General features: G+C 67.4%; 21 protein-coding genes. 16 read left to right on the top strand and 5 right to left on the bottom strand.

All coding sequences use genetic code 11. The annotated features are described in order from the left end of the window. The first annotated feature begins 91 nt into the window (after nucleotides 1-91). From C4N9_RS03165 to C4N9_RS03210, 10 genes are all read left to right on the top strand, one after another. Nucleotides 92-799 carry a GntR family transcriptional regulator gene (locus tag C4N9_RS03165; RefSeq protein WP_210403971.1) on the top strand — a complete coding sequence of 236 codons (708 nt, stop codon included), beginning with the start codon at nucleotides 92-94 and terminating at the stop codon, nucleotides 797-799. 725 nt (nucleotides 800-1,524) lie between these two features. After that, a complete protein-coding gene (locus tag C4N9_RS03170) occupies nucleotides 1,525-1,938 on the top strand; it encodes a Rieske (2Fe-2S) protein (RefSeq protein ID WP_109531850.1) in 414 nt (137 codons plus the stop codon). A 26-nt stretch (nucleotides 1,939-1,964) separates the two neighbouring features. Continuing rightward, on the top strand, nucleotides 1,965-3,038 hold the full coding sequence (locus tag C4N9_RS03175; protein ID WP_109531851.1) for an amidohydrolase family protein: 1,074 nt from the start codon (nucleotides 1,965-1,967) through the stop codon (nucleotides 3,036-3,038). A 1-nt stretch (nucleotide 3,039) separates the two neighbouring features. Then, nucleotides 3,040-4,146, top strand: a complete 1,107-nt coding sequence (locus C4N9_RS03180) for an amidohydrolase family protein (RefSeq protein WP_109531852.1) — start codon at nucleotides 3,040-3,042, stop codon at nucleotides 4,144-4,146. A gap of 397 nt (nucleotides 4,147-4,543) precedes the next feature. Beyond that, nucleotides 4,544-5,578 carry an ABC transporter ATP-binding protein gene (locus C4N9_RS03185; protein ID WP_109531853.1) on the top strand — a complete coding sequence of 345 codons (1,035 nt, stop codon included), beginning with the start codon at nucleotides 4,544-4,546 and terminating at the stop codon, nucleotides 5,576-5,578. Further along, entirely contained in the window at nucleotides 5,575-6,633 is a 1,059-nt protein-coding gene (locus C4N9_RS03190) for an ABC transporter ATP-binding protein (protein WP_109531854.1), read from the top strand. The genes C4N9_RS03185 and C4N9_RS03190 overlap by 4 nt, the downstream gene beginning before the upstream one ends. 47 nt (nucleotides 6,634-6,680) lie before the next feature. Next, on the top strand, nucleotides 6,681-8,258 hold the full coding sequence (locus tag C4N9_RS03195; RefSeq protein ID WP_109531855.1) for an ABC transporter substrate-binding protein: 1,578 nt from the start codon (nucleotides 6,681-6,683) through the stop codon (nucleotides 8,256-8,258). A gap of 24 nt (nucleotides 8,259-8,282) precedes the next feature. Next, nucleotides 8,283-9,239: an ABC transporter permease gene (locus tag C4N9_RS03200; RefSeq protein ID WP_109531856.1), complete on the top strand. Its 957-nt coding sequence runs from the start codon at nucleotides 8,283-8,285 to the stop codon at nucleotides 9,237-9,239. Beyond that, a complete protein-coding gene (locus C4N9_RS03205; protein ID WP_210403972.1) occupies nucleotides 9,236-10,147 on the top strand; it encodes an ABC transporter permease in 912 nt (303 codons plus the stop codon). The genes C4N9_RS03200 and C4N9_RS03205 overlap by 4 nt, the downstream gene beginning before the upstream one ends. A 130-nt stretch (nucleotides 10,148-10,277) precedes the next feature. Then, nucleotides 10,278-11,204 carry an MYG1 family protein gene (locus C4N9_RS03210; protein WP_109531857.1) on the top strand — a complete coding sequence of 309 codons (927 nt, stop codon included), beginning with the start codon at nucleotides 10,278-10,280 and terminating at the stop codon, nucleotides 11,202-11,204. A 30-nt stretch (nucleotides 11,205-11,234) separates the two neighbouring features. On the opposite strand, the gene C4N9_RS03215 is transcribed toward C4N9_RS03210, so the two are convergent. Further along, the gene (locus tag C4N9_RS03215) at nucleotides 11,235-12,119 is read right to left on the bottom strand and encodes a LysR substrate-binding domain-containing protein (RefSeq protein ID WP_109531858.1); all 885 of its coding nucleotides are present in this window, start codon (nucleotides 12,117-12,119) and stop codon (nucleotides 11,235-11,237) included. 126 nt (nucleotides 12,120-12,245) lie between these two features. On the opposite strand from C4N9_RS03215, the gene C4N9_RS03220 reads away from it, so the two are divergent. Continuing rightward, nucleotides 12,246-13,298 (top strand): NAD(P)H-dependent flavin oxidoreductase, encoded by a 1,053-nt coding sequence (locus C4N9_RS03220; RefSeq protein ID WP_109531859.1) that lies wholly within the window; start codon nucleotides 12,246-12,248, stop codon nucleotides 13,296-13,298. Between the two features lie 15 nt (nucleotides 13,299-13,313). Here the strand turns inward: C4N9_RS03220 and C4N9_RS03225 are convergent, their stop codons facing one another. Genes C4N9_RS03225 through C4N9_RS03235 form a run of 3 tightly spaced genes read right to left on the bottom strand, consistent with a single transcriptional unit; the run spans nucleotide 13,314 to nucleotide 16,343 of the window. Further along, complete coding sequence (locus C4N9_RS03225) at nucleotides 13,314-14,339, bottom strand: ABC transporter substrate-binding protein (protein ID WP_109531860.1); 1,026 nt, start codon at nucleotides 14,337-14,339, stop codon at nucleotides 13,314-13,316. Beyond that, nucleotides 14,309-15,682, bottom strand: coding sequence for a sensor histidine kinase (locus C4N9_RS03230; RefSeq protein WP_109531861.1), 1,374 nt, complete (start codon nucleotides 15,680-15,682; stop codon nucleotides 14,309-14,311). The genes C4N9_RS03225 and C4N9_RS03230 overlap by 31 nt, the downstream gene beginning before the upstream one ends. 1 nt (nucleotide 15,683) lies before the next feature. Next, a complete protein-coding gene (locus tag C4N9_RS03235) occupies nucleotides 15,684-16,343 on the bottom strand; it encodes a response regulator transcription factor (RefSeq protein ID WP_109531862.1) in 660 nt (219 codons plus the stop codon). Nucleotides 16,344-16,453: 110 nt separating this feature from the next. Between C4N9_RS03235 and C4N9_RS03240 the strand changes: the two genes are divergently transcribed. The 5 genes from C4N9_RS03240 (at nucleotide 16,454) to C4N9_RS03260 (ending at nucleotide 21,500) form a co-directional block, all read left to right on the top strand. Next, entirely contained in the window at nucleotides 16,454-17,437 is a 984-nt protein-coding gene (locus C4N9_RS03240) for a tripartite tricarboxylate transporter substrate binding protein (RefSeq protein ID WP_109531863.1), read from the top strand. Between the two features lie 76 nt (nucleotides 17,438-17,513). Further along, on the top strand, nucleotides 17,514-18,008 hold the full coding sequence (locus C4N9_RS03245; RefSeq protein ID WP_109531864.1) for a tripartite tricarboxylate transporter TctB family protein: 495 nt from the start codon (nucleotides 17,514-17,516) through the stop codon (nucleotides 18,006-18,008). A 3-nt stretch (nucleotides 18,009-18,011) separates the two neighbouring features. Further along, nucleotides 18,012-19,532 (top strand): tripartite tricarboxylate transporter permease, encoded by a 1,521-nt coding sequence (locus tag C4N9_RS03250; RefSeq protein WP_109531865.1) that lies wholly within the window; start codon nucleotides 18,012-18,014, stop codon nucleotides 19,530-19,532. Beyond that, nucleotides 19,522-20,733: a CaiB/BaiF CoA transferase family protein gene (locus C4N9_RS03255; RefSeq protein ID WP_109531866.1), complete on the top strand. Its 1,212-nt coding sequence runs from the start codon at nucleotides 19,522-19,524 to the stop codon at nucleotides 20,731-20,733. Before C4N9_RS03250 ends, C4N9_RS03255 begins: the two co-directional genes overlap by 11 nt. Continuing rightward, entirely contained in the window at nucleotides 20,730-21,500 is a 771-nt protein-coding gene (locus tag C4N9_RS03260; RefSeq protein ID WP_109531867.1) for a citryl-CoA lyase, read from the top strand. The genes C4N9_RS03255 and C4N9_RS03260 overlap by 4 nt, the downstream gene beginning before the upstream one ends. Nucleotides 21,501-23,687: 2,187 nt before the next feature. Here the strand turns inward: C4N9_RS03260 and C4N9_RS21785 are convergent. Beyond that, the gene (locus tag C4N9_RS21785; protein WP_109531869.1) at nucleotides 23,688-24,251 is read right to left on the bottom strand and encodes a tetratricopeptide repeat protein; all 564 of its coding nucleotides are present in this window, start codon (nucleotides 24,249-24,251) and stop codon (nucleotides 23,688-23,690) included. Nucleotides 24,252-24,297: the final 46 nt, after the last annotated feature.

The raw sequence follows: 24,297 nt of genomic DNA on the forward strand, positions 1-24,297 counted from the left end.
ATTTCTTGTCGGAAAGGCGAAAATATGGGCGTGTTTTCAGGAAGAACGTGACTTCGCGGGCATCGCGCAGCAGCGGGAACGAGGGCGGCAATTGGCCAGAACGACAAGCAATCCGTCGAAATCGCTGGGCGAACAGGCCTATGCGCGAATCCGCCACGAGATCATCAGCGGCGTTTTCGCGCCCGATCAGCCGCTGCGGCTGGCGCAGCTGCAAGAACGGTGCGGCGCCGGATTCTCGCCCCTGCGCGAGGCGCTGACGCGGCTTGCGGCCGAGGGGCTCGTGGTGTCCGAATCGATGCGCGGCTTCCGGGTGGCGCCGCTGTCGCTGGACGATCTGCGCGACACGATGGAGACGCGGATCTTCGTCGAGGCCGAGGCGCTGTGGCGCTCGATCGAGCGGGGCGGCGACGAATGGGAAATGCGCATCGTCTCGAGCCTGCACGCGCTGGGGCGTCAGAACGAGCGCACGCAACCGGACGATCCCGACAGCCTCGCCGCGCTGGAAGAGCGTCACCGCGACTTTCACGTCGCGCTCGTTTCGGCCAGCGGCTCGCGGCGTCTGGAGCAGATCATCGACAATCTCTACCTGGGATCCGTCCGCTACCGGATGCCGAGCCTGAGCAACATGCCGTCGAACCCGTCGCGCGACCTGATGGCCGAGCATGGCGCCATCTCGGAAGCCGCGCTGGCCCGTGACGCGGCGCGCGCGGTCGGGTTGCTGACCGCGCATTACCGGCTCACCGCGGATGTGCTGAGCCTTGCCCATTCCGAACGGATGGCGCGGACCGCCGGGCGCTAGGACAGGGGCCGCGCGCCACTTTCCCTGTCGACAAATTCATCAAACGCTCAATCCTGCGGCGGATTGCCTGGCTCAAGGGCGTTCGGCTGACGGACTTGTGTGTTCCGGGCGCGTTTCGGGCTACACCAATCCCCCCGCTTCGTGTATACAAGGAGAGAGTCGGCACGCCATGCCGGCTCGAGGGAGGAGACATGGCGGCAAGACGGGAAGGGCGGGTCGCCCTGACTGGATCGAAGACGGGTGCCCCGTGCCATGCGGTCGGGGAGTTCCGGTCTGTGAGCGGTTCGGTCCTTGGCGTGCGCGCGGGGCAAGCCTCGCGGATCATGCAGTTTTCTGCTCGGGGCGAGGGGCTCGCCCACGACGTGCCCTGCGCTCGGAAGGTCGCAGCTTTTCACGGCGAGAGTGCGCGGCAACGTATTGGAGCAGTGCTTTCGGCACAGCCTGACGAGGCGCGGCGTCGCGTTCTGACTGTCCGTCTGTATACAAGTGAGGCTTTCACGCGGTACAGCGACCTTCGTTTGCACCATTGCCCGGCAACCGCGCGCCCACATGCCGGATCCGATAGAACAGGAAACCCCAGGCTGGTTCCCGGCCATGCGGTTGATTTTGCAACTCGAAATCGGATCACCCCTGTCGCCGGACCCGTCGGTCGGTCCTTCCTCCCCTCGCCGGGCGCTGCGATCGCGGCCTGTCCCGATGATCGCTGAATCTTTGAGGAACCGAGAATGCCAGAATACGTCGTCTGCAAGCTGACCGACATTCCCGCCGGCGAGTCGCGCAGATTCTCCGCCGGGAAGCGCGATATCGCGATCTTCAACGTGCAGGGAAATCTGCACGCCATCGCCGACCGCTGCCCGCATGAAGGCGCGAGCCTGTGCAAGGGCGTCATCACGTCGCTCGTCTCGGGCGACCAGCCGGGCGAATACCGGCTGGAGCGGCGGGGCGAGATGGTGCGCTGCCCGTGGCACGGCTGGGAATTCGATATCCTGACCGGCAAATCCTATTGCGACCCCGCGCGCATGAAGGTGCGCAGCTATGACGTCAAGATCGCCCCCGGCGAGACCTTGGCCGAGGGGCCGTACCAGATCGAAATCTACGACGTGTCGGTCCAGGACGATTACGTCATCGTGACGCTCTGAGCGGCCACATCACAGGAGAAGCACGAATGAGCGAGACACTCGACAGGCCGCGCGCGATCACCACGGCCGGCGCCATCGACACCGATGTCCACCCGCCGCTGCCGCGTCAGGCCGACCTTCTGCCCTATGTCGACGATTACTGGCGCGAGACGTTCCAGTCGCGCGATATCGACGTGCTGGAACTGATGAGCGCGCCCGAACGAACCAAGCCCTATCGCCGCCCCGACTGGGTGGGCGAGGGCGACGCGCTGGAAGCGATGCAGAAGAACCTGCTGGACCCGCTGGAGCTGGGCCACGCGATCCTCAATGTCGTGTCGGGCGCGCATGCGCTGTTCGATCCGTATCTGGCGCTTGCCGTGTGCCGGGCCACCAACGACTGGCTGGCCGAGACGTGGCTCGCGCGCGACGACCGGCTGCGCGGTTCGATGATCGTGCCGTTCTCGAACGTGGCGGGCGCCGTGGCCGAGATCGAACGTCTCGCCGCCGACAAGCGCTTCGTGCAGATCCTGACGCTGGCGGCGGGCGAGTTGCCGCTGGGCCGTCAGGTCTATTGGCCGATCTTCGAGGCCGCCGAAAAGCATGGCCTGCCCATCGGCATCCATGCGGGCAGCATGTTGCGCCACGCGCCCAGCCATAGCGGCTATCACTCGTTCCTGATCGAGGATCACATCGCGATGACGCATGGCTTTGCCACGCAGATCGCCAGCCTGATCGCCGAAGGGGTGTTCGCCAAGTATCCGGCGCTGAAGGTCGTGGCCATCGAATCGGGCGTGTCCTGGGTGCCGCCGCTGATGTGGCGGATGTCGAAGGACTGGCGCGGCACGCGGGTCGAGGTGCCCTGGGTCAAGGACAGCCCCGCCGCTCTGATCCGCAAGCATGTGCGCCTGACATCGCAGCCATTTGATGCGCCCGAGGACCCCGCCGAGGTCGAAAAGATGTTGTCGCATCTTCTGTCCGACGACATGCTTCTGTTCTCGAGCGACTATCCCCACTGGCATTACGAGGGGCTCGACGTGCTGCCGCATGGCGTCCCCGAGGCGATGCTGCACAAGGCGATGCGCGCCAACGCGCTGGCCACCTATCCCCGTCTTGGAGGCTGATATGGAAGCGACCGAACTCGACCGCGAGAAGACCGCGCCGAAACGTCTGGGTGTGGTGGATTGCGACATTCACCCGTCTTTCGAGAACCCGCAGGAACTGGGCAAGTACCTGCCGCAGCGCTGGCGCGATCACCTGCGCGACTTCGCGCTGCGTACGCCCAGCCCGTTCCTGGGCGCGATGATCTATCCGCGCATGACGCCCGGCAACGGGATGCGCCGCGACAGCTGGCCGCCAAACGGCAAACCGCCGGCTTCGGACCTGCCCTTCCTGCGCGAACAGCTTCTCGACCAGTGCAATATCGACCACGGGGTCCTGCAGCCGCTTGCCGCCGGGGCCGTGACGAACAACCAGGATCTGGGTGCCGCGCTTTGCGTGGGCATCAACGACTGGCAGATCGACAAGTTCGCCGGGCCCGAACCGCGTCTGCGCGCGTCCATCTGCGTGGCGCAGGAAGACGCGACCGAGGCCGTGGCCGAGATCGACCGCCGCGCGCATGATCGCCGATTCGTGCAGATCTCGATCCCGCCGCGCACGATCGAGCCGATCGGTCGCCGCCGCTATTGGCCGATCTTCGAGGCGGCCGAGCATTACGGCCTGCCCATCGGCCTGCATACCGGCGCGTTCGGGCAGCGGCCCAACACGCCCTCGGGCTGGTCGTCCTTCTATCTGGAAGAGCACTACGCCGCGTCGAACAGCCTGCAGACGGTGATCGTGTCGATGATCATGGAGGGCGTGTTCGAGCGCTTCCCCAGGCTGAAGATCGTCGTGGTCGAAGGCGGGTTTTCCTGGGTGCCGTCGCTGGCGTGGCGGATGGACCGGGAATGGAAGCGGATGGGATCCGAAGTGCCGCAGGTCAAGCGCAAGCCCAGCGAGTATCTGCGCGACCATTTCTGGTTCACCACGCAGCCGATCGAAGAGCCGGAAGAGAATCGCCATCTGGACGATCTGCTTCGCTGGATCGGCGCCGACCGGCTGATGTTCTCGACCGATTATCCGCATTGGGATTTCGACGATCCGCGCTTTGCGTTCCGCACGCCGCTGGACCCGGCCGACCGCGCGAAGATCTTCCGCGAGAACGCGATGGCGCTGTTCCGGCTGGATCAGTGACGTCGGGCGCCGGAAGCCTCCGGCGCCGAGGTTTGTATACACTACCGGCTGGGCGCAACTCAGGGATGTTTTGCGGCTCGGGCCGGGTGACTTGGGCTGCGCCATGTAGTGGCCCGCGTCATATCGTCGGTCTGGCGGGTGAACCTTTTTTACTGTATTGTAAAAAAAGGAAATTCATCTGTCCAGGCCGCTGCTGCCCGAGGCCGTGCCAAGGGGTTGCCGATACCGGCGAAAACATCTGACCGAAAGATGCATTTTGGATGTTGCTAAGTAAACTTCGCTGTGTTTGCATACATTGAGGAGAGGCAACTCCATCGTCAGACCCGGATCCTGATCTGTCCGTCCGGGATTGCCGAGAGTTGGAAAGGCGGGCTCATGCCCGCAGGGGAGGAAGCGCATGTCTGTCACCGAGGCCGTGCGGTCCGATGCTGACACGACCGCCGCGACGGCGCCGCTGCTCAGCGTCGAGGATCTGAAACTCGACCTGCGTGACGAATCCGGCTGGGTTCGTGTTCTTGACGGCGTGTCCTTCGACATCAAGCCGCGCGAGACGCTGGGCGTGGTGGGCGAAAGCGGCTGCGGCAAATCCATGACCGCGCTGTCGGTGATGCAGCTTCAGGCACCACGGTATTCCCGGCTGGATGGCAAGATCAATTTCCAGGGCCGCGACCTGCTGAAGCTGTCGCGCCGGCAGATGAGCCGGGTCCGGGGCCGCAACATCTCGATGATCTTCCAGGAGCCGATGAGCGCGCTGGACCCGGTCTTTACCGTCGGTGCGCAGATCCGCGAGACGGTGCAGTGCCATTTCGACGTCTCGAAGCGCGAAGCCGACGAGCGTGCGATCGAGGCGCTGGACAGCGTGGGTATCGCCGCGCCCCGCCAGATCGCCCAGCTTTACCCGATGAGCCTGTCGGGAGGGATGCGCCAGCGGGTGATGATCGCCATGGCGCTGGTCTGCGAGCCCGATCTGCTGATCGCCGACGAGCCGACCACCGCGCTCGACGTGACGATCCAGTCGCAGATCATGGATCTGCTTCTCAACCTGTCGCAAAAGCGCGGCACGGCGATCATGTTCATCACCCATAACCTGGCGCTGGTCTCGCAGAATTGCGACCGGATGATCACCATGTATGGCGGCCAGATCATCGAGGGAGGGCCGGTGGACGATGTCCTGTCCAAGCCGCTGCATCCCTATACCAAGGGCCTTGTCCATTCGATTCCCGATGCGCACCGCGCGCGCGGCACGCTCAATGCCATTCCCGGGCGAGTGCCGTCCCTGCGCGCCATGCCGCCGGGCTGCCGTTTCGAGCCGCGCTGCACCCATGCGAAGGCCCTGTGCCAGCAGGATGTGGCGATCGAGGATATCGGCAACCGGCAGATCCGCTGTCACCGCTGGCAAGAGCTGACCTCCACGACCGAAGGATCGCCATGACCTCGTCCCAACAGACCGCAACCCAGGCCCCAGAAACCGGCACGGCCCAGGTCCCTGCAGTCAGCGTCCGGGACATGACCGTCTCGTTCGGCCGCAGCCGGACGCTGGTGCGGGCGGTTGACGGGGTGTCCTTTACCGTCGCCCCGGGCGAGATCTTCGGCATTATCGGCGAATCCGGATCGGGCAAGTCGACGCTTGGCCGCGCCGCGGTCGGCATGGTCACGCCCTCGGGGGGCGAGGTCCGTCACGGCGAGGTCGACCCTTTCGCGCTGACGCGCAAGCAGCTCAACGCCCATCGGCGCAAGTACCAGATCATCGCACAGGACCCGAACGCGGCCTTCAACCCGCGGATGACGATCCTCGAAAGCGTGATGGAGCCGATGTATATCGCCGGGATCGGCAACCGCGCCGAGCGGCGCGAGCGGGCGCTGGCGATGCTCGACACCGTCGCGCTGTCGCCCGAGATGAGCGAGCGCTATCCGCATGACCTGTCGGGCGGGCAGAAACAGCGCGCCAACATCGCCCGCGCGCTGGTGCTCGACCCCGAGGTGCTGGTCTGCGATGAGGTGGTCGCGGCGCTCGACGTGTCGATCCAGGCGGACATGCTGAACCTGTTCTGGCGGCTGAAGCGGGACTTCAACCTGACCTACCTGTTCATCAGCCACGATCTGAACGTGGTCAGCCACATCTCGGACCGCGTGGCGGTGATGTATTTCGGCAAGATCATGGAAATCGGCCCGGCGGACGAGGTGATGAACCGCCCGCTGCATCCCTATTCCGAGGCGCTGCGCTCGGCCGAGCCGGAAATCGCCGCCTATCAGCAGCGGTCGCGCGAACGCATCATCCTGCAGGGCGAGATTCCCAGCGCGCTGAACCCGCCCTCGGGCTGCCGGTTTCATACCCGTTGTCCGCGTGCGGTCGAGATGTGCGCCAGCACCGAACCTGAACAGCGCGAATTGGCCCCCGGCCGCTTCGTCGCCTGCCATTTCGCCGAAGAGATGCTGGCCCGCTTTGCGCCCGACGGAGGCGGGCAGAAGCATCAAAAGGTCGGCTGAACCGAAGACGTCGCGGCAACGCATGCCGCAAACAGGGAGAGAGAAAAATGCATAGAGTGCTTTACGACAACACCCTTCGTCCCAGCCGCCGCTCGGTGCTGATGGGCGCCGCGGCGGTGGGCGCGGGCATGATGATGCCGGGCGGCGCCCGGGCGCAGGACGCCACGCCGCAGCGCGGCGGCACGCTGCGCGTGTCGATGCCCTATAACCCGGCCTCGCTGGACCCGATCACGGGGCGTAACCTGCCGGATTTCAACTCGCTTTACGCGCTTTACGACGCGCTGATCGGGTTCGACGACGAAACGCTGGAATTGCAGCCGATGCTGGCGAAAAGCTGGGAATGGTCGGATCCCAGCACGCTGGTGCTGGAACTGCAGGAAGGTGTCCGATTCCATGACGACACGCCCTTCGATGCCGAAGCGGTGGTGTTCAACCTGCGCCGCGGTCTGGATTACGAGCGCTCGAACGTGAAATCCGACCTCAACGGCGTCGAGGAGGTCGAGGCGACCGGCCCGATGCAGGTCACGCTGCGGCTGGCCGCGCCCAATGCCGCGCTGCCCGCGATCCTGTCGAACCGCGCGGGCTGCATGGTGTCGCCCACGGCCGTTCAGGCGGCGGAAGGCGGCAATATCGACCGCGCGCCGGTCGGCACCGGTCCGTTCCGTTTCGTCGAATGGCGCGACAACGACCTGATCCGGGTCGAGCGTTTCGACGGCTACTGGCAGGGCCCCGAGCTGCCGTATCTGGACGGGATCGAGTACCGGATCATCAACGAGCTCAACACCGCCGCGCGCACGGTCACCTCGGGGCAGGCCGATCTGGCGCTGCAACTGGCCGCGCAACAGATCATGGTGGCGCGCCGCACCGACAACATCATCGCCACGGCGACGACGTCGATGACCTATTACACCGCCTTCTTCAACTATGCCCGCGGTCCGCTCGAGGATGTGCGCGTGCGGCAGGCGATGAACTACGCGCTCAACCGCGCCGATCTGCAGCAGGTGCTGATGATGGGTCTGGGCGAGGCGACCTGCTCGATCTTCCCCAGCGAGTTCTGGGCCTCGGGTCCCGAGGCGAAGGACTACTACCCCTACGATCCCGACCGCGCGCGCGAATTGCTGGCCGAGGCGGGCTATCCCGACGGGGTCGAGATCGCCACGCTGTCCTGGCCCGACCAGGCCGCGATGCAGCGCACCGAGATCATCGGCAACCAGCTTGCCCAGGTGGGCATCCGGCTGAACGTGACGCCGGTCCAGCCCGCGCAGGCGATCCAGGTCTTCATGATCGAGCAACAGGGCGACATGCTGATCTCGCCCACCGGTGGCAACCCCGATCCGTCGCTGGCCTTCGACCGCCAGTTCTCGGCCACGGCGTTGCGCAATGCGGGCAAGGTCGAACTGCCGGGCTACCGCGAGCTGCTCGACGCGACGATGACCACCTACGATTTCGACGAGCGTCAGCAGAAGCTCTTCGAGCTGGAACTGTTCGTCGCCGAAAACGCGCTGCACCTGCCGCAATACATGTCGGCGGGGATGGCGATCCAGACAGGCAAGGTCAAGGATTTCACCTTCGGAATCCTTGCCGCGCCGCGGTTCCATACCGTCTGGCTCGACGAGAACGCCTGAGGCAGGCGAAAGGGGAGGGACGCCATGCATGGCGTAGGCAGAATGGTGACGCGGCGCGCGGCGCAGCTTGTCCCGGTGATGATCATCGCCACCTTCGTGGTGTTCGCGCTGGTCTTTCTGATGCCGGGCGATCCGGCGGTGACGCTGGCAGGCGACTTCGCGACCGAAGAGCGCATCATGGAGATCCGGGCGCTCTACGGGTTCGATCAGCCGTTCATCGTGCAATATGGCCGGTGGCTGTGGAACGCGCTGCAGTTCGATCTGGGCCATTCGCTGTTCTCGAACGAAGAGGTCAGCACGCTGATCCTCATGCGCCTTCCCCATACCCTGCTTCTGGTGTTCTACGCGCTGATCCTCGGGGCGGTCACCGGGATTCCCCTGGGGATCCTGGCGGCCACCCGGCAGGGCACACGGCTGGACAAGGCGATCACCAGCCTGGCCTCGCTGGGGGTCGCGGTGCCGAATTTCTGGCTCGGCATCATCCTTGTGTCGGCTTTCGCGCTGGATTGGCGGCTGTTCCCGGCCACCGGCGCGGTGTCGGTCTTCGAAGACCCGCTGCAGGCGATCTATTATGCAACGCTTCCCGCGGTGGCGCTGTCCACCAATGTCACCGCGGTGCTGACCCGGCAGGTCCGCTCGGCGCTGCTCGAGGTGCTCAGCGCCCAGTATATCCGCACGCTCCGCGCCAAGGGCCTGCGCCCGCAGGCGGTTCTGTGGCGCCACGGTCTGCGCAACATCGCCGCAACGATCCTCACCGTGGCGGGGCTGCAATTCAACCTGCTGTTCTCGTCCGCCGTGATCGTCGAGTCGGTCTATGCGGTGCCGGGCGTCGGGTCGCTCATCAGCTATTCCGCGCTGAACAAGGACTTCCCCGTCGTGCAGGGCGTGGCCCTTGTGCTGGTGGTGCTGGTGATCTGCGTCAACCTTTTGGTGGATGTCTTCAACTCGATCCTTGACCCGAGGGTGGCGGCTTCGACATGACCGATCTCAACGCGAACCCGAAAACCATGACGGGCAGCGCCGGCGCGGCGACGCCCGCCGCAAGCAGGCCGCAGGGCTTCTCGTTCTGGCGCTGGATGCGCAGCGATACCCGCGCGGCTCTGGCGCTCACCTATCTGGCGGTGCTGGTGCTGGCAGCGATCCTTGCCCCCTTCATCGCGCCCTATTCGCCGACCGAGCAGAACGTGATGAACATGCTCGCCGAGCCCACGGCCGAGCATTGGCTGGGCACCGACGATCTGGGCCGCGACACGCTCACCCGGCTGATGTACGGCGCGGGCAACGCGCTTTACGCCGCCGGTTTGGCGGTCGGGGTGGCGGTGCTGATCGGCGTGCCGGTCGGCGTGTTCATCGGTTTCGTCGGCGGCTGGATCGACGAGGTCGTCAGCCGGGTCATCGACGCCGTTCTGGCCTTCCCGCCGATCGTGCTGGCCGTGGCCATCACCGGGGCGCTGGGGATCGGCCTGACCAACGCGATGCTGGCGGTGGGTTTCGCCTTCGCGCCTTATCTTGCCCGGACCATGCGCGCGCAGACGCTGGTGGTGAAGGGCGCGCTTTATGTGGATGCGGCGGTGGGCTTCGGTGCCTCGCGCTTTCACCTGATCCGCAAGCATATCCTGCCCAACGCGATCCAGCCGGTGATCGTCGAGGTGACGCTGCTTCTCGCCGTGGCGCTGCTGGCCGAGGCGGGGCTGAGCTTCCTGTCGCTGGGCGTGCAGGCGCCCGAGGCCAGCTGGGGCGGGATGCTGGCGCGGGCCTATTCCTATATCGAGATCGCCCCCGCGCAGATGTACGCGCCGGGCTTCGCGATCCTCTTCACCGCCTTGGCGTTCAACGCGCTGGGGGAATCGATCCGCGTGCTTCTGGACCCCACGGTCAAGAAGATCTGAGACCGCGCGACGGCACGGACGGGGCGAAACCGCCCCGTCTTTGGCTTGACACCCGGCCACCATCCACGGCAAGCCCTGCGCCATTCCCCCCGGTCCCCCCGGACCGGCCTTATTCCTTGCGCGGGCCCGCATGACCATTACCCATCTCGTCACCCATTCCGGCGGCTTTCACGCCGATGAACTGCTTTCGACCGTGATCCTGATGCGGCTTTTTCCGCAGGCCGAGATCGTCCGCTCGCGCGCGCCCGAATGGATCGCCCCGGCCGAGGGCCGTATCGTCTATGACGTGGGCCGCGCCTATGACCCCGCGGCCGGGATCTTCGATCACCACCAGCGCCCCGGGCCGCTGCGCCAAGACGGACAGCCCTACAGCTCGTTCGGGCTGATCTGGGCCCGTTTCGGCCACGATTACCTGCGCGCCGCCGGTATCCCCGAGGGCCATATCGACGCGCTGCACCAAAGCTTCGATCAGGGATTCGTGCTGCCCGTCGACCTGATGGATAACGGCGCGATGGAGCCTTCGGTCGCGGGGCCCCTTGCCGGGCTGACGCTGCCGGTGCTGCTGGAATCGCTCAAACCCGCCTTCGATGACCGCAGCCCCGAAGCCGATGACCGCGCGTTTCTCGACGCGCTGCCGGTCGCGCGCGCCTTTGTCGAATCGGCCATCCGCGCGCGTGCGGCCAAGCTGCGGGCCGAGGCTCTGGTGATGAGTGCCATCGACGAGGCCGGCACGTCGGCCATCCTGGAACTGCCGATGGGGATGCCGTTCCGCTCGGCGGTCGAAAAGGCGGGGGCGGATCACCTGTTGTTCGTCGTTCACCCGCGCGACGACGACTGGGCGCTGACGACGATCCGCAAGGGCAGCGACACGTTCGAAAGCCGCGCCGATCTGCCCGCAGGCTGGGCCGGGCTTGCCGATGCCGCGCTGGAAGCGGCCAGCGGCGTCAACGGCGCGAAATTCTGCCATTCCGCCCGGTTCATCGCCGTGGCGCAGACGCGGGCGGCGATCCTGCGCATGGCGGAACTGGCCGTCGCCGAGGCCCGCAAGGACGCCTGAACCGGGGCGAACCCTGACTGGTCTTGCCGGTCAGGGTTGGTCCGCCGTGAAATCCGCCCCTTCGAGAAGCCGTTCCCGGAAGGCGCTGAACGCGGCCGTGTCGAAACCGCGCCGGTTTATCAGGCAGGTATCGACGGACATCAGCGGCCTCGTGCGCAAAGCCGCCCGATCGGGCATGAGCGCCACCACGCTTTCCGGCATCACGCTGAGGCACGCGCCTGCCGCCGTGCAGGCGAACATCGCGTGGTACGAGGGCACTTCGTGCACCCGGACGGGCGGGCCGCCTTCCGTCGCCAGCCAATCTTCGGCCAGCGCCCGGTAGGTGCAGCCGGGGGCGAAAGCCGCAAGCGTTCGCGGGCGCAGCAGGGCAGGGTCCCGCATGTCGGGGTGATCGGGCGGCAACATCAGGAGAAGCGTCTCGCGGTAGATCGGTATCGCCTCCAGATCCCCGGCTTCGCTGGGGTCGTCGCCCGGCGCGAAGGCCACCAGAGCCGCGTCGATCCTGCCCGCCGTCACGGCGTCGATCAACGGCCTGCTGGGACCCGATGTCAGGTCCAGCGTCACGTCCGGCCAGTCGCGGGCGAACCGCGCAAGCGGCGCGCCGAGGCGGCTGGCCAGCGTGCTCTCCATCGACCCGATCCGAAGCGTGCCGCGCGGCGTGGCGGGATCGAGACGCTGGCGGGCCTCGTCCTCAAGCGCGAGGATCCGCTCGGCATATTCCAGAAACAGGCGCCCTTTGTCGGACAGCGACAACCGATTGCGATGCCGGTGAAACAGCGCCGTGCCCAGCTCGGTCTCCAGCTGCTGGATGCGCGTCGTGACATTCGACGGCGCGCGCCCCAGAAGCGCCGCCGCGCGGGTGACGCTTTGCTCGCGCGCGACGGCACGAAAGACGGACAGGGTGGCAAGATCCATGGGGTTTCCAGAGCGGACGAACAGGTCGAAAGCCTTGCGCTATATCTTCTCATTTCTATAATGAGTGTCAAATATGATTTCGATTATAAGAATGAACTCCCTGCCTGATCCCCGAAAGGACGCCTCATGTTCGACAGTCTCGGCCTCTCTCTCCCGATCTTTCAGGCGCCAATGGCGGGTGTCTCAACCCCGGCGCTGGCCGCTGCCGTGTCGAATGCAGGCGGACTCGGGGCGATCGGGATTGGTGCCAGCGATGTCGCCACCGCCGCGCGGATGATCGCCGAGACCCGCGACGCGACGGACCGGCCCTTTCACGTCAACGTCTTCACGCACCGGACCCCGCAGCCCGACCCGGCCGTCGAAAGCGCGTGGATCGAGGCGATGCGCCCGCTTTTCGCCGCTTTCGGGGCCGAGCCTCCGGCGAGGCTGCGAACGATCTATCGCAGTTTCAACGACAACCCCGACATGTTGGCCATGCTCCTGGATGCCCGCCCGGCGGTGGTCAGTTTCCATTTCGGTCTGCCCGCGCCCGACGCTCTCGCGGCCCTGCGCAAGGCCGGGATCCTGCTTCTGGCGACGGCCACCAATCTCGAAGAGGCGCGGCGCATCCGCGATGCGGGGCTTGACGGGATCATCGCGCAGGGGATCGAGTCAGGCGGCCATCGCGGCGTTTTCGATTGCAACGCGCCCGACCCGCAGTTGAGCACCCTGGCGCTGACGCGGCTGCTGGTTGCGCGGCAGGACCTGCCGGTGATCGCCGCCGGGGGGATCATGGACGGGGCCGGGATTGCCGCGGCGCTGAGTTTGGGCGCGGTGGCGGCGCAACTGGGCACGGCTTTCATCGACTGCCCGGAATCGAGCGCCGAGCCTGCGCACCGGCAGGCGCTGCACGGCGCGGGGGCGTATCGCACGACGCTGACGGCGGCGATTTCAGGCCGGCCCGCCCGGGCGCTGGAGAACCGTTTCACGCAGGAAGCGTCCGGGATGCTGGCGGGCACACCGCCCGCCTATCCGATCGCCTATGACGCCGGGAAGGCGCTGCATGCGGCCGCCAAGGCGCGGGGCGAGACCGGCTTCGGCGCGTATTGGGCGGGGCAGGGGGCGCCGCTGGCCCGGTCGATGCCCGCGGGAGAGCTTGTCGCCGTGCTGGCGCGCGAGTTGCGCGCGGCGATGGCGTAGCAGCGTCTCCGCCGCTCACTGCTGGACGATTGCGTCCATCCATTCGCTCAGGAAAGCCTGACGGTTCAGCGGGTCCAGGTAGACCATCAGCGACGGGCCCAGGCGGATCGGTCCGAACACGGTGCCCGCATCCCCGGACCCGTCGCCCACCGGGGGCAGCGGCCAGGGTCCCGGCGTGTCGCGCAGGCCGATATCCAGCAGCAGGTCCAGAAACCAGCCGGCGGCCTCGGGCTCGGAGGCGTTGTGCGCGATGAAGGCCGTGCGCAGGATGACGTTCGAGAAGTCGCTCATCCGCAGGATCTGCAGCCGTCCGCCCGACCCGCCCGCCAGCCGGTCCGCCGCGTAGCTGCCCAAGACGTTATAGGCCAGTGCCAGACGCCCCGAATCCACATCGTCGATCATCGCGTTCGAGCAGCAGTAAAGCCGGGGATCCAGCCGCCCCATCACCTCGGACAGGCGCCAATAGGCATCGGTGGCGCGCGCTTCCTGCGTGGCAAACAGGTAGCCCAGCCCGCTTTCGCGCACGTCATAGGTACCGACGGCGCCCAGGAAACGCTCGGGATTGTCGCGCAGGATCGCCGTCAGCTCCTGCCGGGTCGACGGGATGGCCAGCCCCGCGAAACGCTCGGTCGAGATCACCACCACAGCGGGTTCGGTGGTGAAGGCGAAGATCTGGTCGCGCCAGCGCGCCCAGACCGGCAGGGCCTCGGCATGCTCGGATTGGTGGCTGCGCGCGTAGCCGTCATTGACCAGCTGGAACTGCAGATCCATCGCCGAGGAAATCACCAGGTCGAACGCCGCCTCTTCGCGGATCGCGCGATGCAAATCCGAGGACGAGGCGACCGAGTAATCCAGCGTGATTTGCGGATAGCGGCGGTGGAAGGCGTCGAGATAGGGCGCGAAGACCTCGAGATCGGCGGTGGAGACGATGCGCAGCACGCGCGGCCCGGTGCCGTCGATCCGGGCGTGATCTTCCAGTTCGAACGCCGCCGCGACCCCGGCCCACAGGCTCAGGACAACGGCAAGACAAGCGATACGCATGCACCCCTCCCATCAGGCCCGGCGCCCAGTTCCAGCCGCCCGCCATGCGCGACCAGAACGTCGCGCGCAATCGTCAGCCCCAGCCCCGAGCCGACGATACCCTCGGCATTGGCGCCCCGGCGGAAGCGCTCGGTCAGATCGCCGTCGGCGCCGTCGCCCAGGCCGGGGCCTTCATCGGTGACGCTGATCCGCGCGGTGCCGGTTTCGCGGCGGATAGCGAGCGTGACACAGGTATCTTCGGGTGAGTACTTGATGGCGTTGTCGAGCACGTTGCGCAGGGCATTGTCCAGCAGCACGGCATCCCCCGTCACCTCGGCGGGCATCGTGTCGAGCCTGAGCGCGATGTCGCGCAACGCGGCGGTGGGCGACAGCGCGGCGGTGGTGCGGGCGGCCAGATCGGCCAGGTCGATCCGGCTGCGGGCCAGATCGTCGGCGCGGTAGGCGACGGTGGCGTGGTCAAGCAGCTGCCCGGCCGAGCGCGAGCTTTCATCGACCGCGCGGATCATCCGGCGCAGGCGCTGCTTGGTGTCGTCATCCTCGACCGAGCGCAAGGCGACCTCGGCCTGCGCGCGCACCGTGGCCAGCGGCGTGCGCACGCGGTGCGCGGCTTCCGCGATGAAATCCTCGGAGCGGCGGATCGACGACCCCAGCCGCTCCATCAACCGGTTGAGCGAGGTCATCAGCGGTGCCAGCTCGGCGGGCGCCTTGCGGCGCAGCGGGCGCAGGTCGGAGGGGCCGCGCCGGGCGACGGCGGCGGCGATCTCGTTGAGCGGGCGCAGCGAGGCGCGCGCGGCAAAGGCGGACAGGCCCACCGCCACCACGAAGAACGCCACCGACAACATCGCCGCCGTGCGCGACAGCGCGCTGGCGATGGCCGACACGCCCGCCCGGGTCTGGGCCACGGTGACGGTGACGGCGACCGGCGCGCTGCCCGCAAGGATCTGTCGCGTGATGCTGGCCATGCGCACGGCCTCGCCGCGATAATCGGCGGTCTCGAAGCCCACGCGGCCCGTGCCGCTGGCGGGCGGGCGCGGCGCGGGCAGGTCCGCATAGCCGGTGAGCAGCCTGTCCTCGGCGGTGACGCGGTAAAACACCCGATCCTCGCTGATCGCTCCCAGCATCGAAAAGGCGGCATAGGGCAGTTCCAGCCGGACCTCGCCCTGCTCGCTGCGCAGCGTCTCGGCGATGATCGTGGCCGAGGCGGCCAGCACGTTGTCCTGTGTGCGTTCGGCCGCCTCGCGCGCAAGCGCGCTCACCATGCTCCACGACAGCAGCGACAGCAGCGCCGCGACACCGGCCAGCAGCAGCGTCAGCCGCTGCCAGATCGAAGCCGTGCGCATCATCTCAGGTTTCCATCCGGTAGCCCAGCCCGCGCACCGTCTCGATCCGCACGCCCATGCCGTCGATGCGGCGGCGCAGGCGCCCGACATAGACCTCGATCGCGTTCTCGGTCACATCGGCGTCGAAGGAAAACAGCCGGTCCATGAGCTGGCCCTTGGACAGGATCTGCCCGGTATGGCGGGCGAAGATCTCCAGAAGCCGGATCTCGCGGTTGCGCAGCTCGACGCTGATATCGCCATGGCGCAGCGTTCCGGCCATCGGGTCGAACACGGCCTCGCCCAGCGTGATTTCGTTGCGCGCCGATCCGCCCCGGCGGCGCAGGACGGCGCGGCAGCGGGCTTCGAGTTCCTCGAAATCGAAGGGCTTGGTGATGTAGTCGTCCGCTCCCTGATCCAGCGCGCCCACCCGGTCTGACACCTGACTGCGCGCGGTCAGCATGATGACCGGGGTTTCGATCCGCGCGCGGCTGCGGGCCAGGAAATCGCGCCCGTCGCCATCGGGCAGCATCACGTCGAGCAGGATCAGGTCGTAGCCCGTCGCGGCGAGCCAGTCCTCGGCCTCGGCCAGGGTCGCGGCATGATCGACCGCGTGCCCGTCAAGGCACAACCTGTTCACCACGGCCTCGGCCAGTTCGCGATTGTCCTCGACCAGAAGATAGCGCACCCGACCTCCCTTGCGGACTAGGGCGCCGGTGTCAGGCCCGTGTCAGCTTCATGTGCTTTCTGTCTGACCATGGGCGGCGAGGAGCGGCCTGTCAAACGGGAGGATTCCAGATGAACAAGGACATGACCCGCCGGGTCGTGATGGCCGCGGCTGCGGCGACGCTGGCCATGACCGGCATGGCGCGGGCCGACAATCACCAGATTCTCGACAGCCTGCATTTCGTCGTTCCCGGCGGCGCCGGCGGCGGCTGGGACGGGACCGCGCGCGGCACCGGCGAGGCGCTGACCGAATCCGGGCTGGTCGGCTCGGCCAGCTACGAGAACATGTCGGGCGGCGGCGGCGGTGTGGCGATCGCCTACATGATCGAGAATGCCGAAAGCCTCGACTACACGCTGATGGTCAATTCGACGCCGATCATCATCCGGTCGCTGACCGGGGTCTTCCCGCAAAGCTTCCGCGACCTGACGCTGGTGGCGGGCACGATCGGCGATTACGCGGCCATCGTCGTGCCGGCGGATTCGCCCATTCAGGACATGGCGGGCCTTTTGGCCGAGTATCACGAACAGGGCGAGGATTTCGCCATTGGCGGCGGCTCGGTGCCGGGCGGCATGGATCACCTCGTCGCGGCGATGGTGATGCAGGCGGCGGGCGAGGACCCGATCGCCGTCAATTACATCCCCTACGACGCGGGCGGCGAGGCGATGGCGGGTCTGCTGTCGGGCGAGATCGACGCGCTGTCGACCGGCTTTTCGGAAGCCATCGCGCTGGCCGAGCAGGACGAGGTCCGCATCCTGGGCGTGACCGCCGACGAGCGTGTCCCGGCCTATGACAGCGCGCCCACCTTCACCGAGCAGGGCATCGACACGACTTTCGTGAACTGGCGCGGGTTCTTCGCGGCGCCCGGAGCCTCGGAAGAGCGCGTCGCGCAATACGTCGCGGCCTTCGAGGCGATGTATGACACAGAGGCCTGGGAAGAGGTCCGCGCGCGCAACGGCTGGGTGAACATCTTCCACCCGGGCGACGATTTCAGCGCCTTTCTCGAAGCGCAGGAACAGGAAATCGGCGATCTGATGCGCACGCTGGGCTTCCTGTAACCGGCCCTCACACCTTTGGCGCGGGGGGCCCGTCTCGCCGCGCCGCATGACCCATTACCGGACAGGAGGGGCTGTCATGGCGCTGGATCGCTGGATCGCGCTTATCTTCGTTACATTCTGCTGCGCCTACGGGTATCTGGCCTTCTTCACGATGGACCAGCTTCTGCCGCCCTTCATGCAGCGCAATCCCGTCTGGCCCTCGACCTTTCCCAAGGTGCTGGCCGTGCTGGGCGCGCTGACCGGGCTGGTGGTGTTGCTGGGGCTGGAAAAACCCGAGGCGGGCAAGGGCCCGTCGGCCACCGATATCAACCTGGCGCGGCTGCACGAATACAAGATCGGCCAGGCGCTGCTGCTTCTGGGCCTGATGGTGCTTTATGCGCTGTCGCTGCGGGCTGCCGGTTTCCTGCTGGCCACCACCGTTTTCCTGGTCGCCGGCAGCGCCATCCTGGGCGAGCGCAAATGGCATGTCATGCTTCCCGTCGCGATGCTGGCGACAGGGTGCGTCTGGTACCTGGTCCAGCAGGTGCTGGGCATCTACCTGCGGCCGCTGCCGTATTTCATGGGGACCTGAACCATGCTTGAAGGCATCCTGATCGGCCTGTCGGCCGCGTTCTCGCTGCAAAATCTGCTGATGGTGGTCGCGGGCTGCCTGATCGGCACCTTCATCGGCATGTTACCGGGCCTTGGTCCGATGTCGATCATCGCCATCATGATCCCGGTCGCGATCTCGCTGGGGGATCCGGCGGCGGCGCTGATCCTGTTGGCGGGCGTCTATTACGGCGCGATCTTCGGCGGCTCGACTTCGTCCATTCTGCTGAACGCGCCGGGGGTCGCGGGCACCGTCGCCACCAGCTTCGACGGCTACCCGATGGCCCGGAAGGGTCAGGCGGGCAAGGCGCTGACCATCGCCGCCGTGGCCAGCTTCGCGGGCGGCACGATCGGCGCCGTGCTGCTGATGATCTTCGCCCCCGCGCTCAGCACCGTGGCTCTGCTGTTCCATTCGGCCGAGTACTTCGCGCTGATGGTGGTGGGGCTCAGCGCCATCGCCGCCTTCGCGGGCACCGGGCAGGTGGCCAAGGCGCTGATGATGACGATTCTGGGCCTGATCCTGGCCACCGTGGGCGAGGGCGCCCTGTTCAACATGCCGCGCTTCACGCTGGGGCTGATGGACCTGCAGTCGGGGATTTCGTTCATCACGCTCGCCATGGCGATGTTCGCCTTGCCCGAGGCGATGTTCCTCGTCCTCAACCCCCAGCGCGGCGCCAGCGCCGGGTCCGACAGCAACAAGATCACCAACCTGCGCTTCTCGCGCGAGGAAGGGCGCGCCATTGCCCCGGTGATCGCGCGGCAATCGGTGCAGGGCTTCTTCATCGGCGTGCTGCCGGGGGCGGGGGCGACCATCGCCTCGTTCCTGGGCTACGCGGTCGAGCGCAACATCGCCAAGGGCGAGGAACAGGCCGAGTTCGGTCATGGCTCGGTCAAGGGGCTGGCCGCGCCCGAAACCGCGAACAACGCGGCCTGCACCGGGTCCTTCGTGCCGCTTCTGACGCTGGGGATTCCCGGCTCGGGCACGACGGCGATCCTGCTGGGGGCGCTGATCGCCCTGAACGTGACGCCGGGGCCGCGTCTGATGACCGACACGCCCGAAATCTTCTGGGCCGTCATCATCTCGATGTTCATCGGCAATCTCGTGTTGCTGGTGCTCAACCTGCCACTGATCCCCTATATCGCCAAGATCCTGGCCATTCCGCGCAACTACCTGATCCCCTTCATTTTGTTCTTCACGCTGATGGGGGCATATATCGGCCAGAACAACGCGACCGAGCTGCTGATCCTTGTCGGGCTGGGGGTGATGGCGACGATCTTCCGCTTCGCCGATTATCCGCTGGCGCCGCTGCTGATCGGGTTCATCCTGGGCACGATGCTGGAAGACAATTTCGCCCGCTCGATGCAGCTTTACCGGGGGCTCGATTTCATCGTCGAACGGCCGATGACGCTGGGGCTACTGGTGCTGGCCGTTCTTCTGGTGCTGTTGCCCAGCTACCGGGCCCGTCGCGCGCGCAAACGCGCCCAAGGGGTCGCCGATGGCGATTGAAACACGCGCATCCGCGCCCCTGTCGGGGGTGCGGGTGCTGGACCTGACGAATGTGCTGGCCGGGCCCTTTGCCTGCCACCAGCTCACCCATATGGGCGCCGAGGTGATCAAGGTCGAAGCCGTCGGACGCGGCGATCTGGCGCGCAATCTGGGCGCCGATCCGGACTTGTCGGCGCGCGGGATGGGGATCAGTTTCCTGGCCCAGAACGCGGGCAAGCGATCCCTCACGCTGAACCTGAAGGATCCGCGCGGCAAGGAGGCGCTCTTGCGCCTGGTCGCGTGCGCCGATGTGCTGGTCGAGAATTTCCGCCCCGGCGTGATGACCCGGCTGGGGCTGGGATACGAGACGCTGAAGGTGCAAAATCCCCGCCTGATCTATTGCGCGATCTCGGGCTACGGGCAGGACGGGCCATGGGCCGGGCGCCCGGCCTATGACCAGATCGTGCAGGGCGCCTCGGGTGTCATGGCGGTCACGGGCGACGCGGACAGCGCGCCGATGCGCGTGGGCTACCCGCTGGCCGACACGGTGGGCGGGCTGACCGCCGCGATGGCGATCTGCGCGGCGCTCAACGCCCCGGAACGCGGCAGCTTCATTGACGTGTCCATGCTCGAGGCGGTGCTGGCGACGATGGGCTGGGTCGTGTCGAACCACCTGATCGGCGGCGTCGATCCGCAGCCGCAGGGGAACGAGAACCCCACCTCGGCCCCCTCGGGCACGTTCCAATGCGCCGACGCGCCGATCAACATCGCCGCCAACAAGGACGAGCAATGGGTGCTGCTGGCGCGCCACCTGGGCCGCGACGATCTGATCGGGCACCCGGATTTCGCCACCCGCGAGAACCGCAAGGCCAACCGCTTTCGCCTGCGCGCCGAGCTGGAAACCGTACTGGCCACGCGGCCCGCGCGCGACTGGGCGCGCGAGCTCAACGCGCTTGGCGTGCCCGCCGGCGCGGTGCTGTCCGTGCCCGAGATCCTGGCGCATCCGCAGGTCGCCGGCCGTGACTTCCTTGCGCATTTCGCCGACGTGCCGGGGGTCGGGCGGCCCATCGACCTTGTGCGGATGGGGGCGATGTTCGACGGGCTCCGGCCCTCGGTCGAGGCGCCACCGCCCGCTCTGGGGCAAGACAGCGGCGCGATCCTGCGCGAGCTTGGCTATTCCGACGACGACATCGACACGCTTCGGCGCGAGGGGGTGACATGAGCGACGTTTCCGACTGGTGGCGCACGGCGATCATCGACATGGAGCCGGGGCGCATTTCCCTGCGGGGCCGTCCGGTGCAGGAGCTGATCGGCACTACCGGTTTCGCGCCGATGATCTGGCTGATGGTCACCGGCGACGAGATTTCCGGCCCCCGCGCCGACCTGTTCGAGGCAGCGCTGGTCGCGGCGGTGGATCATGGCCCGCAAGCACCGTCGATCGCCGCCGCCCGCATGGCCGCGACCTGCGGCGTCGGGCTGCAATCGGCGATGGCGACCGGGCTCAACATGCTGGGCGATGTTCACGGGGGCGCGGGCGAGCAGGCGGTCGAGCTTTATTCGGCGGTGGACGCGGCCGGGTTTGACAGGCTGGGTGAGACGCTCGATGCATGGCGCGCGGCGCAGGGACGCTACCTGCCGGGTTTCGGACACCGCTTTCACAAACCCGTCGATCCGCGCGCGCCGCGCCTTCTGGCACTGGTACGGGACGCAGCACGGCAGGGCGCCGTGTCGGGTCGTTTCGCGCAGATCGCCAGCGCGATCGAATCCCATCTGGCCGCCGAGAGGGGCAAACCCGTGCCGATGAATATCGACGGCGCGACGGCGGTGATCTATGCCGAACTGGGCTGCCCGGCGCCGCTGGCCCGCGGGTTCTTCGGGCTTTCGCGCTCGGTCGGGATCCTGGCGCATGCCTGGGAGCAACGCCAGCAGGGCGGTCGCAACAAGGGACCGACCCCTCCGGCCTATCGCTGGACCTATGACGGCACGTGACGCCTGAGCGGGGACAATCCGCGTGTTCCGTTTCGGCCCCGTCTTCCGCTCAGGGAAGCCGGGCGCCGCGCGCGGCAAGATAGCGGGTCAGTGGCCCGGTCAGGTTCTGGTTCCTCGGATCCGAGGTCAGGATCCCGGCCACCAGATCCAGATATTCCTGCGTCCAGCGCCCCAGCCATGCCGCCAGCGGCTCGTCCGGGGCGGGGTCGGACATCCGGCGGATATCGACGGTGATCCCGGTTTTCGAAAGGCGCTGCTGGATCCAGTAGACCGGGACCTTCATCCCGTGCGCAAGTTTCGGCACGGTGTCGACCAGGTGGCATTCCTGTCCGAACAGCGTGCCCGTCGCCGCCGATACATCCTGTGCATTCCAGCGCATCTCTGCCGGGAAATCCGGCGTCGACATCACGCTGTTGCCGGCGCGCAGCTCCTTGACGATGCGCGCCGCGGGCGTGCCCCGGACGGCCAGGATCGCGCGGAAACGCTGCTCCAGTTCGGGCTGACGCGGGCCGTCCTGCATCAGGTAGGTGAGATTGGGGAGATGCGGCGCCAGGGTGATGCTGCCCGGCGGGCTGGCATGGGTGCTGACCAGCAGACTGGGTTCGCGCCGTTCCAGCCGGTCGACAAGCGCGCGCAGCTCCGGCGTCTCACGCAGCGGCAGGCGGGCCTCGGGCAGGGCCGAGCGGGCGATCACGGTCCGGAACGCATGCGTCGCGCGCGTCGCATGGCGCATCCAGCTTCGCTGCAGATTGGCGGGCTTGCCCTGAAGTCGCCAGAGCGTCGCGGCCTCGGCCAGGAACAGGTCGGGGCCGGCGAGCAGGCTGGTTTCGGTATCCACCAGCGCCGCCGTCTCTTCGGAGGACAGCGGCTCCGGGACCGGATGGGACGGGTGCTCGGGCGGGCCGGCGGTATCGGTGCCGTTGAGCGTGTCGCTCAGCGCGCGCAGCCAGCGCGGCGCCTCGTCCGCCTCGCGCGCGCAGTCCCGCGCGACGACCGCGCGTAGAACCTCGGTCCGCCCGGTGAATTGCAGATGGTTGGCCAGCCGCAGGGTCAGCGCGATGTGGTTACGCATCAGCGCGTTGCACAGGAAATCCGCGCCGTCTTGCGGCTTGCCCTGCACGATATGCAGGGCAAGCCGCAATTCGATGATCGGGCCCATCGTCGGCCAGTGGCGCAGGATGCGGTCGCAATGTTCGGCCGCGCGCTCGATGGCGCCGGTTTCGGCCAGCGCGCGGGCCTGCATCGCCGCCAGCGTGAGATCGCGCGGAGCCCGGGCGCAGGCCGTGTCTGTCAGGGTCAGCACCGCCGGCCAGTCGCCCAGCCCGAAGGCGCGGTGAAGCCGCAACAGCGCGAGGGTCCTGTCGGGCAGCGCCGGGGCAAGCCCGGCGATCAGGCGGTCCAGCGCGGCCAGGATCTGCCGCGAACGCGATGTGCCGATCCCCCATTGCACCGCGGTCGAGACCATCCGCCGGACGACATTCAGGCTTCGCGTGGTATCCGTCGCGGCCTGTGCAAGCATCGCGCAACAGCCGTCGACATCGCCCTCAAGGCGCAGGATTTCGGACCGGGCAAGAAGACAGGCAGAGCTTTCGGCGACGCTGTCGGGCAGGGCGTCCGCAAAAGCCCGAGCCTCGTCGGGCCGGTGCAGACCGACCAGAAGACCCAACAGCTGTGGCGCCAGTTCGGGAAGCGGCCGTTTGCGATAGCGTGCGTCGAGCAGGCTGAACGCCGCACCCGGCCGTCCCTCGGCCTGCAGGATCTGCGCCGTGAGCCGGTCGCGATGAAGCGCCTGCTTCTCGGGCAGGGCGGAAAGTTGCGCGCGGGCCTCGTCAAAGCGACGCCACTCGACAAGCAGCCGGACGCGCAATTCCGCATCGGGCACGGGCAGGGTGTCCAGCGCTTCCTCCGCCGCGACCAGATCGCCCAGCGCGATCAGCGCCAGGATGCGGTCCCGGGCGAAGCGGGGGTCGTCGGGCCAAAGGCGCAGGGCCCGTTCGGTCGCGTCAAGCACCGCGTCGGGGTCGAGCGCGGCGCGCGCCTGCGCCTGCGCCTGCACCAGAACGTCGCGCTCGTCGGGGAAGGCTTCGGCCAGGTCCGCCACGACATCCGCCGCCTTGCGGATCTGCTGCGCTTCGAGCAGCGCGCGCGCCTGTTCAAGCCGCAGCCGTCGCTCGGTATCGGCATTCATCACCAGCCGGGGCCCCCCCAGCAGCGCGCCCTCGATCTCGAGCCGGGCCGCGTCGGGCTGGCCGGCCAGACGCAGCGCGCGGGCATGCCGCAAGAGCGCCTCGCCGTCGTCGGGAAGCCGTGCGCGCAGGTCACGGGCGGCCTCGATCGCGGCGGGAAAGTCCTGCGCGTGAAGATGGGTGTAGAGCCGCCCGAACAGGTCGGGTTCGCGCACAGGATCTCGTCGCTCAGGGCGAGACTGCGCGCGCAATCGCCCGCGAACCGCAGCGAGACCGACAATTCGTGCTTTGCCGACAGATCGTCGGGCCGCTCCTTTGCCAGCCGTTCAAGCTGCGCCACGCTGTCGTCGTGCTGTCCGAGCTGCCGCAGGATCATGCCACGGCGCAATTTCAGCTTGGGATCGCGGGGCATGATTGCCAGCGCCTCGTCCACGCAAGCCAGCGCCCCGGCGTAATCGCGGCGCGATTCCAGCGCCCCCAGCGTGGCGAAGACCGCGTCCCGCGACGGGGCCGCAGGGGGTGTCGTGCCGGGTTGTCGGGCGGGGATCGTGTCGTCGGTCATCATTCCGAGGCCTTCGTCTGCAGAGTGGCTCCGTGGCTCCGGGCCGGCC

The sequence above is a fragment of the Pararhodobacter marinus genome, assembly GCF_003122215.1.
In the GTDB taxonomy this organism is placed as follows: Bacteria; Pseudomonadota; Alphaproteobacteria; order Rhodobacterales; family Rhodobacteraceae; genus Pararhodobacter; species Pararhodobacter marinus.

Excerpts from the sequence above, each read along its gene's own strand:
- C4N9_RS03170 (WP_109531850.1), top strand. The coding sequence starts at position 1,525 with ATGCCAGAATACGTCGTCTGCAAGCTGACCGACATTCCCGCCGGCGAG.
- C4N9_RS03175 (WP_109531851.1), top strand. The coding sequence starts at position 1,965 with ATGAGCGAGACACTCGACAGGCCGCGCGCGATCACCACGGCCGGCGCC.
- C4N9_RS03180 (WP_109531852.1), top strand. The coding sequence starts at position 3,040 with ATGGAAGCGACCGAACTCGACCGCGAGAAGACCGCGCCGAAACGTCTG.
- C4N9_RS03185 (WP_109531853.1), top strand. The coding sequence starts at position 4,544 with ATGTCTGTCACCGAGGCCGTGCGGTCCGATGCTGACACGACCGCCGCG.
- C4N9_RS03190 (WP_109531854.1), top strand. The coding sequence starts at position 5,575 with ATGACCTCGTCCCAACAGACCGCAACCCAGGCCCCAGAAACCGGCACG.
- C4N9_RS03195 (WP_109531855.1), top strand. The coding sequence starts at position 6,681 with ATGCATAGAGTGCTTTACGACAACACCCTTCGTCCCAGCCGCCGCTCG.
- C4N9_RS03200 (WP_109531856.1), top strand. The coding sequence starts at position 8,283 with ATGCATGGCGTAGGCAGAATGGTGACGCGGCGCGCGGCGCAGCTTGTC.
- C4N9_RS03205 (WP_210403972.1), top strand. The coding sequence starts at position 9,236 with ATGACCGATCTCAACGCGAACCCGAAAACCATGACGGGCAGCGCCGGC.
- C4N9_RS03210 (WP_109531857.1), top strand. The coding sequence starts at position 10,278 with ATGACCATTACCCATCTCGTCACCCATTCCGGCGGCTTTCACGCCGAT.
- C4N9_RS03215 (WP_109531858.1), bottom strand. The coding sequence starts at position 12,119 with ATGGATCTTGCCACCCTGTCCGTCTTTCGTGCCGTCGCGCGCGAGCAA.
- C4N9_RS03220 (WP_109531859.1), top strand. The coding sequence starts at position 12,246 with ATGTTCGACAGTCTCGGCCTCTCTCTCCCGATCTTTCAGGCGCCAATG.
- C4N9_RS03225 (WP_109531860.1), bottom strand. The coding sequence starts at position 14,339 with ATGCGTATCGCTTGTCTTGCCGTTGTCCTGAGCCTGTGGGCCGGGGTC.
- C4N9_RS03230 (WP_109531861.1), bottom strand. The coding sequence starts at position 15,682 with ATGATGCGCACGGCTTCGATCTGGCAGCGGCTGACGCTGCTGCTGGCC.
- C4N9_RS03240 (WP_109531863.1), top strand. The coding sequence starts at position 16,454 with ATGAACAAGGACATGACCCGCCGGGTCGTGATGGCCGCGGCTGCGGCG.
- C4N9_RS03245 (WP_109531864.1), top strand. The coding sequence starts at position 17,514 with ATGGCGCTGGATCGCTGGATCGCGCTTATCTTCGTTACATTCTGCTGC.
- C4N9_RS03250 (WP_109531865.1), top strand. The coding sequence starts at position 18,012 with ATGCTTGAAGGCATCCTGATCGGCCTGTCGGCCGCGTTCTCGCTGCAA.
- C4N9_RS03255 (WP_109531866.1), top strand. The coding sequence starts at position 19,522 with ATGGCGATTGAAACACGCGCATCCGCGCCCCTGTCGGGGGTGCGGGTG.
- C4N9_RS03260 (WP_109531867.1), top strand. The coding sequence starts at position 20,730 with ATGAGCGACGTTTCCGACTGGTGGCGCACGGCGATCATCGACATGGAG.
- C4N9_RS21785 (WP_109531869.1), bottom strand. The coding sequence starts at position 24,251 with ATGATGACCGACGACACGATCCCCGCCCGACAACCCGGCACGACACCC.